The sequence below is a fragment of the Thermobacillus sp. ZCTH02-B1 genome (assembly GCF_002159085.1).
GTDB lineage: Bacteria > Bacillota > Bacilli > Paenibacillales > Paenibacillaceae > Thermobacillus.
In genome coordinates this window covers 97,368-112,280 of record NZ_LZRU01000001.1, presented here as the reverse complement: position 1 = coordinate 112,280, position 14,913 = coordinate 97,368, and the positions used below count along the sequence as shown (strand labels likewise).

The 14,913-nt window shown below is 61.4% G+C and carries 9 protein-coding genes; 8 read left to right on the top strand and 1 reads right to left on the bottom strand.

Annotated features, from left to right (window positions below; translation table 11 throughout):
* The first annotated feature begins 158 nt into the window (after positions 1 to 158).
* The 4 genes from A9Z00_RS00470 (at position 159) to A9Z00_RS00455 (ending at position 8,918) form a co-directional block, all read left to right on the top strand.
* Complete coding sequence (locus A9Z00_RS00470; RefSeq protein ID WP_296973242.1) at positions 159 to 1,826, top strand: extracellular solute-binding protein; 1,668 nt, start codon at positions 159 to 161, stop codon at positions 1,824 to 1,826.
* A gap of 76 nt (positions 1,827 to 1,902) precedes the next feature.
* The gene (locus A9Z00_RS00465; RefSeq protein WP_367188908.1) at positions 1,903 to 3,660 is read left to right on the top strand and encodes a sensor histidine kinase; all 1,758 of its coding nucleotides are present in this window, start codon (positions 1,903 to 1,905) and stop codon (positions 3,658 to 3,660) included.
* A complete protein-coding gene (locus A9Z00_RS00460) occupies positions 3,645 to 5,273 on the top strand; it encodes a helix-turn-helix domain-containing protein (protein ID WP_296973206.1) in 1,629 nt (542 codons plus the stop codon). Before A9Z00_RS00465 ends, A9Z00_RS00460 begins: the two co-directional genes overlap by 16 nt.
* A 159-nt stretch (positions 5,274 to 5,432) precedes the next feature.
* On the top strand, positions 5,433 to 8,918 hold the full coding sequence (locus A9Z00_RS00455; RefSeq protein WP_296973203.1) for a family 43 glycosylhydrolase: 3,486 nt from the start codon (positions 5,433 to 5,435) through the stop codon (positions 8,916 to 8,918).
* Positions 8,919 to 8,995: 77 nt separating this feature from the next.
* Here the strand turns inward: A9Z00_RS00455 and A9Z00_RS00450 are convergent, their stop codons facing one another.
* Positions 8,996 to 10,243, bottom strand: a complete 1,248-nt coding sequence (locus tag A9Z00_RS00450; RefSeq protein ID WP_296973201.1) for an MFS transporter — start codon at positions 10,241 to 10,243, stop codon at positions 8,996 to 8,998.
* Between the two features lie 170 nt (positions 10,244 to 10,413).
* On the opposite strand from A9Z00_RS00450, the gene A9Z00_RS00445 reads away from it, so the two are divergent.
* The 4 genes from A9Z00_RS00445 to A9Z00_RS00430 all read left to right on the top strand — a co-directional run bounded on the left by A9Z00_RS00445 (position 10,414) and on the right by A9Z00_RS00430 (position 14,910).
* Positions 10,414 to 11,448 (top strand): LacI family DNA-binding transcriptional regulator, encoded by a 1,035-nt coding sequence (locus tag A9Z00_RS00445; RefSeq protein ID WP_296973237.1) that lies wholly within the window; start codon positions 10,414 to 10,416, stop codon positions 11,446 to 11,448.
* Between the two features lie 291 nt (positions 11,449 to 11,739).
* The gene (locus A9Z00_RS00440; RefSeq protein ID WP_296973199.1) at positions 11,740 to 13,056 is read left to right on the top strand and encodes an ABC transporter substrate-binding protein; all 1,317 of its coding nucleotides are present in this window, start codon (positions 11,740 to 11,742) and stop codon (positions 13,054 to 13,056) included.
* Between the two features lie 128 nt (positions 13,057 to 13,184).
* On the top strand, positions 13,185 to 14,072 hold the full coding sequence (locus tag A9Z00_RS00435; RefSeq protein ID WP_296973196.1) for a carbohydrate ABC transporter permease: 888 nt from the start codon (positions 13,185 to 13,187) through the stop codon (positions 14,070 to 14,072).
* Positions 14,065 to 14,910 carry a carbohydrate ABC transporter permease gene (locus A9Z00_RS00430; protein ID WP_296973194.1) on the top strand — a complete coding sequence of 282 codons (846 nt, stop codon included), beginning with the start codon at positions 14,065 to 14,067 and terminating at the stop codon, positions 14,908 to 14,910. Before A9Z00_RS00435 ends, A9Z00_RS00430 begins: the two co-directional genes overlap by 8 nt.
* Positions 14,911 to 14,913: the final 3 nt, after the last annotated feature.

The window sequence follows — 14,913 nt, the reverse complement described above, 5'->3', positions numbered from 1 at the left end:
TGCCGGTCCGATGCGGCCGCCGCCGGCGGCAAGTCGTAAAAACCGGGCAAGAAAATCAATACATGGAGATTGATCGGCCGCAGCGATGCCGGGATAATAAAAGATACACAAAAAAAGAGAACGAATCTTCGCGATGAAATGGGGTCACCGAATTGCGGATGCCGTTCGCGCGCAAGGCCGGACTCGCGCTGGCCGCATCATGCGTCGTCCTGCTCCTCGCGGCGTGCCGGGGCGGAGGGGTTGCCGCGGACATGCCTCCGCCTTCCCGGGCTCAGGAATCGGCGTATGCGCATCCCGGGTTGAGCGCGTACGATCCGCCGGTGGAACTGACGTTCGTGCGGGAAACCGGGGACAACCTGTACGGATTGCTGAACCATCTTCCCGGCGAGACGCTGGAGGACAACCGGTGGACGCGGCTGTACGAACAGGTGCTGGGCATCCGGATCCGTTACGAGTGGACGGCCAAGGGCAATCTCTACCGCCAGAAGTTGGGGGCCGCGCTCGCGTCGGGAGACATTCCTGACGTCGTGAAGGTCAACGCCCAGCAGCTCCGACAGCTCGCCGAGGCCGGTCTGATCCAGGATCTGACCGAAGCCTACGAGCAATACGCCACGCCGTTCACCAAGCGGATCCTCGCCCAGGAAGGGCCGGGGCCCTTCGAAGCGGCGACGATCGGCGGGAGGCTGATGGGGATTCCGGAGACGCTGTCGTCCATTGAAGGCGCCGAATTTCTCTGGATCCGCACGGACTGGCTGGATCGGCTCGGACTGGAGCCTCCGCGGACGATGGAAGAGCTGTTGGCGATTTCGAAAGCGTTTACAGAAAACGATCCGGACGGAAACGGCCGGCATGACACGTTCGGACTGGCGCTCACCCAGTATTTGTGGGATCCGGTCAAAGGGCTCACGGGGTTCATGGCCGGTTTCCACGCCTACCCCAACCTGTGGATCGAGGACGAATCGGGCAGGCTGGTGTACGGCGCGGTCCGGCCGGAGGTGAAGACGGCCCTGCGGGTGCTGCAGGACATGTACCGGCAGGGCCAGATCGACCCCGAATTCGTCTTCAAGGACGGCAACAAGGCGAATGAACTGATCGCCGAGGGGAAGATCGGCATGACGTACGGCCAGCAATGGGCTTCGTTTGAAGTGCAGGCGAGCCGCGAGCACGATCCGGAAGCGGACTGGCAAGCCTTCCCGATTCCCGCGGTCGCGGGCACGCAGGCGAAGGTGCCGCTCCGCTTCCCGACCTATCAATTTCTGGCCGTCCGGGCAGGGTACGAACATCCCGAGGCGATCGTCAAGCTGTTCAATCTGCACCTGGAGAAGAACTGGGGAGAGACCGCCGAATATGAAACCTACTACAGCACGCCTTATCCCGCCTGGCAGCTGTCTCCGGTCACGCCGTTCCCGGCGCGCAAAAACCTGGAAGCGTATCTGCAGCTCGAAGAAGCGCGCCGCACGGGCGACATGACGGGGCTCAGGGACGAAGCCCGGTCGATCCACCGGAAGATCGAGGCCTATCATGAGCGGAACGAGGAGACGGGCTGGGGATGGGAGAAAACGTACGGCCCGGGCGGAGCGTTCGCGATCCTGGATCAATACGAGAAGAACGGCCAACTGCTGTACGAACGGTTCTACGGCGCTCCGACGGAGACGATGATCGAGCGGCAGACCATATTGGAAAATTTGAAGAACGACACCTTCATCAACATCATCCTCGGCAGCCCGATTGACGAATTCGACCGCTTCGTGGAGGAATGGTACCGCCTGGGCGGACGGGAAATCACCGAGGAAGTGAACCGGTGGCACGCGGAAAGAATGCGCTGAACGCCGGAAGGCCGCGGGCTGTCAGGCAAGGCGTTGCCCCGGCTGCCGGGGAAGACGCGGCATCGGAGGAGGGAACTTGTTCAGAATTCCGGTCCATTCGCTGCGCAACACCATTTTGGCCAGATTGGTGATCATGCACCTCGTCGTGGTCCTGCCCATCATCCTGCTCGGCATTTATCTGTACAACTGGAGCTACAGGAACGCCGGCGAGGAGATCTCCCGAAACACGCTGGCGCAGTTGTCGTCGTACCTGCAGGATCTGCACCGCGAGATCGAATGGCTGGAAATCCAGCAATTTGATCTGCTGCAAGAGAGCCGGCTCCACAAGATTGCCGTCGTCTGGGAAAAGATGGACAACGTGGAGCGCAGGGAAAGCATCCAATACCTGCTTCAACGGCTGACTTCCATCCGGGGAAGCAGCGCGTACATCAAGGATATCTATGTGCATGTCCGTTCCATCGAGCGGACGATATCGGCCGAAAACGGCGTCTCCGCCTTCGACCGGGAACGGTACGAGGCCATGCGTTCCGCGATGCACGCCGGCGAAAGCCGCCTGATCAAGAGCGGCGGCACGCTGCATCTCGGCGCGTACCTGCCGGACGCCAGGGCGGGTCGGGAGCCCGGCGCGCTCATCCAGATCGAACTGGATGCCGCGAGGCTCGGGGAATCGCTTCGCCAGCTCAACGTCTATCCCGGAAGCGGTTCTTTTCTGGTGGATGACGGGGCGGCGTTCATGCTGGCCAGCGACGAGCGGTCGGAACGCATCATGCGGCATTACCTGTCCGCCGTGAAGGGGGAAGCCGGCAATTCCCTGCTCCTGGAGATGGACGGCCGGAAGTATCATGTGGACAAAGTCCGATCCGACCCGCTCGGGCTATCCGTCGTCGCATTTCTGCCCGAGGAGACGGTCAGACGGCCCTTGAGCAAGTTCACGATGTGGGCCGTGCTGTTCGCGGTCGCCTCGCTCATCGCGGTCATCGCCTATTCCCTGTCCACCTACCGGTTCGTCCACCGGCCGCTGCTTCTGCTCGTGCAGGGTTTCCGGAAGGTCGAGGGAGGTGATCTGGACGTCCGGATTCCGCACAGGCGGAATGACGAGTTCGGCTACCTGTACATCCGTTTCAACCAGATGCTCGTCAAGCTGCAGACGCTCATCGAGCAGGATTACAAGCAGAAGCTGATGATGCAGCGGGCGGAACTGAAGCAATTGCAATCGCAGATCAACCCCCATTTTCTGTACAACAGCTTCTTCATCGTGAATTCGCTGGCCAGGACGGGGGATACCGAGCAGATCGAACTGTTCACGAACATGCTCGGCGAATATTTCCGTTTCATAACGCGCAACGGGGCGGATTACGTGTGCTTGTCGGAAGAGATCCGGCACGCGCGGATGTATACCGAAATCCAGAAGCTGCGGTTCTCGCGCCGCATCCGCGTGCAATTCGACGAGCTGCCGCGGGAGATGGAGCGCATCCGGGTGCCGCGGCTGATCGTGCAGCCGATCATCGAGAATGCCTACGAGCACAGCCTCGAGAAGAAGCCGGACGAGGGATTTCTCCGCGTCACCTTCGAACAGGCCGCCGATTATGCGGAGATCGTCGTGGAGGACAACGGCAACGCCATCAGTGACGAGGAGATCGAAGCGCTGAAGGAACGGCTCGCGAACATCAACGATTCCTGCGAAATGACGGGCATGATGAACATTCACCGGCGAATCGTGCTGACGTACGGGGAAGGCAGCGGGCTGTTTCCGTCCAGAAGCGAGCTGAACGGCCTGAAAGTCGCGATCCGGATCATGCTCGGGGGGGGAGAACGGCCATGTACAGACTGTTGATCGTCGATGACGAGGAGATCATTACGGACGGACTGTACGAGGTGTTCAGCCGTTTCATGCCGGACCGGCTGGATGTCTGCAAGGCCTATTCCGGCCAGGAGGCGCTGGACTGGATGGCGCGCACGAGGATCGACATCGTGCTGGCCGATATCGCCATGCCCGGGCTGAACGGGCTGGATCTGGCCCGGGAAATCCAGCACTGCTGGCCGCGATGCCACATCGTCTTCCTGACGGGGCACAGCGAATTCGATTATGCGTATCAGGCGTTTCAGCTCCGGAATGTCCGGTATCTGCTCAAGACGGAAGGCTACGGAAAACTGCAGGATGTGGTCCGCGAGATCGTGCAGGACATGCAGCGCGCCCGGATCGAAAGCCGCCTGCTGGAGCAGTCGCGCGAGAAGGCGCTGGCCTACGAGATGATGGCCAGGGGCGACTATCTGCGGTATCTGCTTCAGGACAGCGAGCGGCACTATGCGAACCGGGAAGTCCAGAGCCGGGAATTCCGCAAGCTGAACATTGATCTCGATCCCGGGAATCCGGTGGTGCTCGTCCTCGGGCGGCTGTCGTATCCCGCCGGGAAAACGTACACCGAACGCAGCGAGATTCTCGCATCCGCGCGGTCGATATGGGACGCCTATCTGTCGGAACATACGCGGATCGTCGATGTTACGGACCGGCACGGCGACGTCATCTGGTTCATCCAGCCCCGCCGCGAGCGGGAGACTGCCGACGGCCGCCTGATCCGGTTCCTGGAAGGCACGCTGGAGCTGATCCAGGAAGCCTGCCTGGCGTCCCTGGATTTGCGAATCGGGTTTACGATCAGCGGCGATTTCTGCGATTGGGAGGCGGTCACCCGGCAATACGAGCGGCTCCGGGAACTGCAGCAGCTCATGATCGGCGACGGGACGTTCATGATCCTCAGGGACCGCGGCGGTCCGGGGGTCGGCTGTCCCGGCAGGGAAGCCTTCATGTTCGGCCGCAGGACCGAACAGCTGGCGGCCCATCTCGAGGCCGGACGGGCGGAAGCGTTCTTCGCCGACCTGGACGAGTTCGCGAACGCCGCGCTCCACGCGGAAGCGAACGTCCAGCAGGCGATTCAGGCGTATTATTCGGTGGCGGTTCTGCTGTACGCCCACATCAACCGGTTCGGTCTGCATGACCAGGTCGGCGATTACCGCAAGCTGCTGCGCCTGGACGATCACGCTTCGATGAAGGAGGGATTCCGGTATTTGAAGCAGATCGCGCAGGCGATCTTCCGCCTGCGGCAGCGCGACGCGCGGAACCGGGCCTCGCAGGTGGTCGACCGGATCTGCCGGTACATCGAGGAGCATCTGCACGAGGACATATCCCTGGTCCGGCTGGCGGAAGCGCACTATTTCAATCCGTCCTATCTGTCGCGCCTGTTCAAGCAGGAGCTCGGGATCAATCTGTCCGAATACATCGACCAGTGCCGGATCCGAAGGGCCAAGGAGCTGCTCGGAAACGGGGATCTGAAAATCCGCGACGTGGCCGCATCCGTCGGATACGAGGCCGCGCATTCCTTTACCCGCTTCTTCAAAAAAGTGACCGGCATGACGCCGCAGGAATACCGGGACGCGCTGTCCGCCGGTTGAGCCGGCCCCGGCCGCCGGTCCGGACGTGCCGGAAGGAACGCTCGGCGAGCGGGCGAAAAGGCGAAAAACAGGTATTTGCCGGGTGATCAGGAGGGATTCGACTGATTTCACTTTCCTTGGGAACGTGGTACACTGGAAGCGGTCATGGGGGGATGATCCGTGCGAAGGAAGCTTCTGCTCGGGTTGGTTGCCGTGGCGCTCCTGGCGACGGCCGGCTTTTTTTTGCTCCTGTTGCGGGACGCCGGAACGCCGGCCGACGGACGGCCGGACGAAACCGCGACCAATCCGGTCATTTACGCCGACTTTCCCGATCCGGACGTGATCCGCGTCGGGGACACCTACTACATGGTCACCACCAGCATGCACATGCTGCCCGGATCACCGATCATGCGGTCGACCGATCTGGTGAACTGGGAGATCGTCGGCTACCCGTATGACGTCATCGAAGACAACGACGCCTACAACCTCCGCAACGGCCAAAACGCCTACGGGCAGGGCACCTGGGCGAACAGCCTGAAATATCACGAAGGAAAATTTTACGTACTGACGGCTTCGCTGGATACGGGTAAGACGTATCTGTTCAGCGCGGAAGATCCGGCGGGCCCCTGGGAACGAACGGTGCTCGGCGGATACATGCACGATCCGGCCCTGCTGTTCGACGATGACGGAAGAGCTTACGTCATCTACGGTGCCGGGGACATCGCGATCCGGGAGCTGGCGCCGGATTACAAGGGGCTCAATCCCACCGGCCTGAACAAGGTCATTCTGAAATCCGGCAAACCGGGCATGGAGGGTGCGCACGCCTACAAGATCAACGGCAAGTATTACCTGACCTTCATCTGGTGGGAAAAGGGACAGATCCGCAGGCAGTACGTGTACCGCTCCGACCGGATCGACGGTCCGTACGAAGGAAGGCTGGCGCTCAGCGACACGATGGGATACAAGCAAAGCGGCGTTGCCCAGGGCGGCCTCGTGGATACGCCCGACGGCAAATGGTACGCGATGCTGTTCCAGGATCGCGACGCCGTGGGCCGCGTGCCCGTGCTGGTGCCGGTCCGGTGGGAAGACGGGTGGCCCGTCTACGGAGACGAGGAAGGGAAGGTGCCGCCCGCATTCAAGAAGCCGGGCCCGGGCGGTCCCGCGGAACCGTTGACCCGGAGCGACGAATTCAACGCGGATCCGGACGGGGAAGACCGGCCGAACGGATCAGGGCTCGGATTGCATTGGCAGTGGAATCATCTGCCCGACCACACGAAATGGTCGCTGACGGAGCGCAGGGGATTCCTCCGCCTCCGCACGGGCCAGCTCGCCGACGATTTGCTGCAGGCGAGAAATACGCTGACGCAAAGGGGCTACGGTCCCCGGAGCTCGGGATGGATCGCCATGGATACCGCCGGCATGCTGGACGGCGACTATGCGGGTCTGGCCGCGTTCCAGCAGGAATACGGCTTCATCGGCGTCACCCGGGAAGAAGGCCGGCGCTACATCATCATGGTCGAGAAGGGGGTCGAGAAGGCGAGAACCGAGCTGAAGCAGGATGAGGTCGGGTTGAAAATCGATTTCGATTTTGTCGCGGACAAGGCGAAATTTTACTACAGCCTGAACGGCACCGACTGGACCGAATTCGGCAGCGAACTGAACATGCGGTACACGATCCCGCATTTCATGGGCTATCGGTTCGCCCTTTTCAACTTCGCCACCCGGACCCCGGGCGGCTACGTGGACATCGACTACTTCCGCTTCAGCGATGATGTGACGGGCGCGAAGACGCCCGCCGCGCCGGCGGCCCGTCTGAAAGAAGCGGTCATCGAGACGGGCGGAGTCGGGGATGCGGCGTTTGACGTCCGCCTGCTGATGGACGAGATTCCGAAGGGGGCGGATGTCGTCCGGATTCGCGCGGCGATCCGGATTCCGGATTGGCTCGAGGTCGTGCGGGTCGTGCCGAACCGTGCCAATCTGACGGCCGGAGAGCCGGCCTGGCAGCCGACGGATGACGGGATCGAGGTGCTGATCGAAAACCCCGGCGGTTCGCCCGTATCATTCGCAAACCGGGATGCCGGCAAGACCCTGCTGACCATCCAATTGCGGTTGAAGAAGGAGCTGACGTTCAAGGTGAAGGATGAAATCCGCGTAAACAGTCTGGAAATGGTCCGTGCCGACGGGCGGAAGGAATCGTACGACGTCAGCGGCGCCGCGGCGAGTGTCAACCACACGCCGCCGGCGGAAGCGGTCGGCAAAGTGCCGCCGAACGGCAATCCGCTCGTCGCCCACAAGTTCGGCGCCGACCCATACGCGCTGGTGTACGGGGACCGCGTCTATCTGTACATGACGGGAGACGTGCTGGAGTACGATGAGAACGGGAACGTGAAGGAGAACAGCTACGGCAGCATCAACCGGCTGTCGGTCATCTCCTCCGACGATCTCGTGAACTGGACGGACCACGGCTACATCAACGTCGCCGGGCCGAACGGCGCGGCGAAGTGGGCGACGCAGTCGTGGGCGCCCGCCATCGCGCACAAGGTGGTGGACGGCCGGGACAAATTCTTCCTGTACTTCGCCAACAATGCGAGCGGCATCGGCGTTCTGACCGCGGACAGTCCGCTCGGGCCGTGGACGGATCCGCTCGGGAAGCCGCTGGTCAGCCGGCAGACTCCCGGCGTGCAGGGCGTCGTCTGGCTGTTCGATCCCGCCGTGCTCGTCGACGACGACGGCACAGCCTATCTGTATTTCGGCGGGGGAGTGCCGGAAGGTCAGGAAGCGATGCCGAACACCGCGCGCGTCATCCAGCTCGGCGACGACATGATCAGCGTGGTCGGCGAGGCCGTCACCATCCCGGCGCCCTACATGTTCGAAGACTCCGGCATCAACAAGATCGGCGGGAAATATTACTACACCTATTGCTCGAACTTCGCCGGCGGCGTCCGTCCGGAGGGCAGTCCGCCTCCCGGGGAAATCGCCTACATGGTCAGCGACCATCCGATGGGGCCCTGGGAGTACAAGGGCACGATCCTGAAGAATCCCGGCCATTTCTTCGGCGTCGGAGGCAACAACCATCATGCCATCTTCCGGTTCCGGGGCGAATGGTACATCGCCTACCATGCCCAGACATTGGCGCAGGCGATGGGCGTCGCGAAGGGGTACCGCTCGACCCATCTGAACCGGGTGGTGATCGACGAAGACGGAACGATTCGGGAAATCGTCGCCGACCGGAAGGGCGTGGAACCGGTCCGGCATCTCGATCCGTTCGCCCGCGTGGAGGCGGAGACGCTGGCCTGGAGCGCGGGAATCGGCACGGAGCCCGCGGGGGATGCCGCCGGCGGCGCGCCGAATCTGGTCGTCACCGACATCCACAACGGGGATTGGATCGCGGTCGCCAACGCGGATTTCGGCGCCGGAGCTTCCGCTTTCTCGGCGGTGGTCGCGAGCGGAAGCGGGGGTGGAACGATCGAGGTGAGGCTGGATCGCCCGGACGGCAGGCTGGTCGGCACGCTGGAGGTGCCGGCGACGGCAGGCTGGGAGGATTGGGTCGAGGTGTCGGCGGACGTCACGGGTGCGGAAGGCGTGCATGATGTCTATTTCGTCTTCCGTGGAAGTCCGGATGACCGCATGCTGTTTAAGTTGGACAGTTGGCGTTTCCATCCGTGAGGAACGGACATGCGCGGCCGGGCGCGCCGCCGCTCCGGCGGTTCCTCCGGGACAGGGCCGCCGCCCGGACCGTCAGGTCAGAACGCCGCATCGGGAATGCGCCGGGTGAGCGCCCAGGCGGCGGTCATCACGCCGGCCAGCAGGGCGAAGGCCGCGAAGCCATGCCCGGCCGCGCGGAGCGTCCACAACGCCGCGAGCGGACCGATCGTCGCGCCGATGAACAGGATGAACGTGTACAGCGTGACGGCGGCGGCCCGCGCTTCTCCGCCGAGCCGGCCGATCGCGTCGATCAGCGGCGGAATCGCGATCGCGATGCCCGCCGCCGCGGCGAGGCTCATCGCGGCGGCGGCCGGCGCGGCAACGGCGGGGAAGACGACGGCGACCGCGATGGCCGCGAGGCCCGTCGCCGCCGCTGCAAGCCCCGCACGCAGCACGCGCCGCGGCCCGAACCGGGCGGCCAGCCGGCCCGCGAGGGGCGAGAGCAGCACGCCCGGCAGGCCGGCGGCCCGGACGAGCAGCATGCCGTCGGCTCCGAGCGCGGTGGGCGGGCGGGTCAGCACCGCCTCCAGTCCCGCGTACATTCCCACGAAGGCGAGCAGCAGGGTGCCCGCGATCAGGTAGCATGCGCGGAGCCCTTTTTGTTTGAGCAGCGGGACAAATCGGCGGAACGTCTCCAGCACCCGCGCCTCCTTCCGTGCCGATCCGCCGGCCGGTAGCCATCCGCCGATGCACAGCGCCGACACCAGGTAGACGCCACCGAGCAGATGGAACACGTAAGGCCAACCGAGGTGCCGCTCGATGACGCCGGCGTACAGTTGGCCCGCGACGCCGGCCGACATGAAGCCGGCGGTGATCAGGCCGACGACGGCGGCGCTCCGTCCGGGCGGATACATCTCTCCCGCGTAGGCGAGCGCCGCGGGTGCGAAGCCGGAAGCCGCAAATCCCTGAAGCGCCCGGTGCGCAGTCAATGCGGGCAGGCTGTCCGCAAGGCCGACCGGCGGAGACAGGACGGCGAGGGCGAGCAGGCCGGCGACGATGACGGGCTTCCGCCCGAACCGGCCGGCAAGCGCGCCCCAGACGGGCAGACCGATCGCGTACGCGAGCGAGAACGCGCTTCCCGTCCATGCCGCCGCCTCCGGCGGCACACCGAAGCGGTCGGCGAACACCGGCGTTAGCGGAATCGTGACGTACAGGCTCGACACGACGGCGAGGGCGCACCAGACGAGGACGGCCGTCGAGACGGGGCGCGGCAGGCCCGATGACCGTCCGCGTGGTGCGCCTTCCGCCGTTTTTCCGATCGCATGGTCCCCGACATGCCTTTCCATGGAAGATCCCTCCGCATCGCTTCTGCATACCCTATGCGCGGTGGTTCATGCGGTTTCCTCAAACCGTCGCAAAAACGGCATCCTGCAATAAATCAAATCTCGCTTTACCGGACGAATGAGTGTTATACTGGGTGCGAGACAGCATGTTCACAGTCGAGGCAGGAAGCAGAATGAAATCCGTTACAATTTACGACATTGCAAGAGAGGCCAACGTGTCGGTCGCCACGGTCTCGCGTGTGCTCAACAATTCCGCTCCCGTGAAGGAAAGCACCCGCAGGAGGATCATGGAGATCATTGAGCGGAACCGGTTCCAACCCAATGCGCTGGCCAGAAGTCTCCTGAAAAAAGAAACCGGCACGATCGCGATGATCTTGCCCGATATTACGAACCCGTTCTTTCCGGAGGTGTTCTGGGGAGCGGAAAACATGGGCAGGGAACTGGGTTACACCTTCTTCCTGTGCGATTCGGCGGGCGATTACAAACGGGAGTCGGAGTATCTCGGCATTTTGCGCGAAAGAAGGGTCGACGGCATCATCTTCCTGGGCGGGCGGATCAACGTGGCAAACTGTCCGTCGGATCTTGTGCAGGAGGTCGTCGATCTGTCCGTGCATACGCCCGTCGTTCTGGTCAACGGACAGCTGGCCGGCAGCGGGCTCCATCGCATCTTCACCGATGAAGCGAAGGGTGCGGAAATGGTGGTCCGCCACCTGATCGAGCTGGGCCACCGGGACATCGCGTTTCTGGGCGGACTCGAATATATGAGCACCACGAGGGTAAAGATCAGGGCCGTCCGGAAAGTCTTGAAGGAACACGGCCTGGAGCTTGCGCCCGATCGCATCAAGTACGGCGATTTCTCCATTCAGGCCGGAAAGACGCTGATGGATGAGCTACTGGCGTCTCCCCGCCGTCCCACGGCCGTCATCTGCGTGAATGATTTTACGGCAGTCGGCGCCATCAAATCGGCATCCGAACACGGGCTCGGCATTCCCGACGACATATCGATCACGGGCTTTGACGGTACGCCGCTGTCGGAAGCGGTGATTCCCGAACTGACAACCGTCTCGCAAAACGCTTACGAACTCGGCAAATTGGCGGTAGAGTCGCTGCACAAGCTGATCAACGGGGGAAAAGTGAAGAAACAGACGGTGCTGGAGCCGCGGTTGATTGTGCGAAAAAGTACCGGTCCAGCAAAAAAAGTTTGTTGACAACCCTGTTTTTGGTTCTTATAATGGGCTCAAAGAAAGATGAAACCGCTGACATTGACAAGAAGCGTTCCGTTCAGGCACATCCCGCTCACGAGGCGGGAACTATTTTGAAACGAAAATGAAACCCGTTTCATGAAATGGGTTTCATTTCGTTGTTTTTATTGTTGGTTGGCTTCCAGAACTTTCGAGGGCCTATGAATCGGGACAAAGGGGGAGTTCGGATTTCGCGGGGTGCATGTTCCTTCGGCTGCCAATCTTCGTCCAAAATCGTGCGCATGGGAGGATGAAAAGATGAGGAGCAAAATCCATTGGATAGCGATGGTCTTGCTGCTGGTCGCTGGCATTGTTGCGGCTTGTGGCGGAAACGGAAGCAGCGGAGGCAACGGAAGCGGCGGAAGCAGCGGCGGTGATCAGAAAGGCGGCGGCGAAGCTTCCGGATCGAAGCCGGTCAGTCTGACGCTGACGATGTGGGGTTCGGAGCAGGACAAGAACACGATGGAAGAACGGCTGGCGATCGTGAAGAACCTGTATCCGCATATCACGGTGGAAGTCAATCTGGTTGCGGGCGACTACGACCAGAAGGTTCAGACGATGATTGCGGGCGGCACGCCGCCGGACATCATGATGCTGGCCGAAAACTATCAGGTCTACGCCAGCAAGGGGCAGATCATTCCGCTGGATGACTACATCGCATCCCACCAGGTCGACATGGACGAGCGCTATACGCCGGACATTGCCAACCTCATGAAATATGACGGCAAGCAATACGGCATGCCGGACCGGGCGGGCGCGATGGTGGTGTACTACAACAAGGACATGTTCGACGCGGCGAATGTGCCGTATCCGAAGAAGGGCTGGACGAGAGAAGACTTCCTGGAAGCGGCGCAAAAGCTGACGATCAAGGAAAACGGCAAGATCGTCCAATGGGGTTATTATCCGAGCTCCTGGTGGCCGCAATGGATGCAGCTCATTTATCAGAACGGCGGTTCGCTGTTCGACGAATCGGGCAAGCCGACGTTCGATACGCCGGAAGTGCGGGAAGCGCTGCAGTTTTTCAACGATTTGACCTACAAATACGGGGTTTCGCCGACGCCGACGGAAGTGGCCGATCTCGGCAACATCGGACCGGACCCGATGTTCGCGCAGGGACTGATCGCGATGGAGACGACGGGGTTCTGGAATATCGGCTCGCTGGCGAAGGTGGAAGGCATCAACTGGGACATCGCGCCGGTGTGGGGGCCGACCAACGCGTTCTTCAACGGGCTCGCGATCACGAAGGATTCGAAGCACAAGGAAGAGGCGTTCCAGGTGATCGAGGCCTTGACCCGGCTGGAAGCGCAGATTCCGATCATCAAGAACGGCCAGGATGCACCGGCAACCAAACCGGCCCTGAACAGCGACGCGTTCCTCAACGCCGAATACGGCGGCAGAAAGATCAACATGGCCGCATTCAGCGAGTCGGAAATCTACGATATCCCGTTGAACCCGAAATGGAACGAAATGCAAAAGGTCATCGGCGACAAACTGTCCACGTTCTTCAACAACGATGCAACGCTGGATGAAACGGTAACCGCCATTCAGAAGGGGTTGGAGGAACTCTACCAGTAACACCGGCTGTAGTACCGGGAAGCAGCCGAAACACGGGGGAGCAGCCGCCGGGACCATCAAAGGGAACAGGCCGGCGGCTATTCCCGGTCCTTGCACGCGAGGGGCCGTGAGGGTTACGGAGGTGCATCATGCGCACGAGAGACGGACTCTGGTTCTATGTTTTCATTTCCCCGTGGTTGTTCGGGTTCCTTGCCTTGACGCTGGGGCCCATTCTTTTTTCGATCTACATGAGTTTTACCGATTGGGATCTGTTCCAGGCTCCCCATTTTATCGGACTCGGCAACTACGAGAAAATATTCACCCGTGATCCGCTGTTCTGGAAATCGGTCGGCAACACGGTCTATTACGCGTTCATCTCCATCCCGCTGGGGATGCTGCTGTCCCTGTGGATTGCCTATTATCTGAACAAGAAGCTGAAGGGCATTTCCTTTTTTCGCGTGCTGTACTATCTGCCATCCGTCGTGCCGGTCGTGGCAAGTTCCCTTCTGTTCGTCCGGCTGCTGGCGCCCAACACGGGTCTCATCAACAAAGGGCTGGCGCTTGTCGGCATCGACGGTCCCAACTGGCTTCTGGATCCCGACTGGGTGAAACCGGCCCTGATCGTGATGTCACTGTGGGGCGTGGGCGGCAGTGTGGTGCTGCTGCTGGCGGGCATGAAGGGCATACCGCACGAACTGCTGGAAGCCGCGTCCATCGACGGCGCCAGCCCGCGCAAGGCGTTCCTGTTTGTGACGCTTCCCATGATCACGCCGATCATTTTCTTCAATCTCGTCACCGGACTGATCGGCGCGTTGCAGACGTTTGCGCAGGTGTACATTGTCACGTCCGGCGGTCCGGACAATGCCAGCCAGATGATCGTGCCCTATCTGTTCGAGAACGCATTCAAGTTCTACAAGATGGGCTACGCTTCGGCCATCGCGTGGATTCTGTTCCTGATGATCCTGCTCCTGACCTTGCTGGTGTTCCGTTCATCTGCCCTGTGGGTGTATTACGAGGAGGGCAGGAAACATGGCTAGAATCGGCCTGTTGGAGAAAGGGTTCTCCTATGCGGTGCTCAGTCTTGTCGGGGCGCTCATGTTCGCGCCGTTCCTGTACATGATTTCGATCGCGCTCTCCAGCGACGCGACAACGGTGAAGGCGGCGTTCACGCTGTTTCCGAGGGAGTTCCGGTTCGAAAACTTCGTCCGCGTGTTCACCGACTACCGCATGGGCACCTATCTGAAAAACAGCATCATCATCACGGCCTTTACGGTGTTCGGATCGGTGCTTTCGGCTTCGTTCGTCGCTTACGGTTTTGCCCGCATCCGGGCGAAGGGAAGCGGGTTTTTGTTCATCGTCCTGCTCAGCACGATGATGATCCCCGGAGAAGTGACGATGGTGCCGCAGTTCATCATCTACCGGGAACTGGGCTGGATCAACACGTTCTTGCCGCTCATCGTTCCGAGTTTTTTCGCCGGCGCCTTCAACGTGTTTCTGATCCGCCAGTTCGTGATGGGCATTCCGCGGTCGCTGGATGAAGCGGCGATGATCGACGGCATGGGGCACCTGGGGATTTACGCCAAAATCATTCTCCCGCTGACGTATCCGATATTGGCCGCGATCGGCATTTTCTCCTTTGCCTGGAACTGGGGCAACTTCATGGGTCCGCTGATTTATATAAACGATCCGAAAAAGACCCCGCTTGCCCTGGGCGTGCAGCTCATCAGCACGGTGAGCGGCGGACAGATGCCCCCGTGGAACATGGTCATGGTCGCCTCGATGTTTCTGACGATTCCGATGATCCTGGTCTATACGTTCGGTCAGAAATATGTCTACGAGGCGAACATCAACAGCGGCAGCGCAGGCATCAAATAGGCA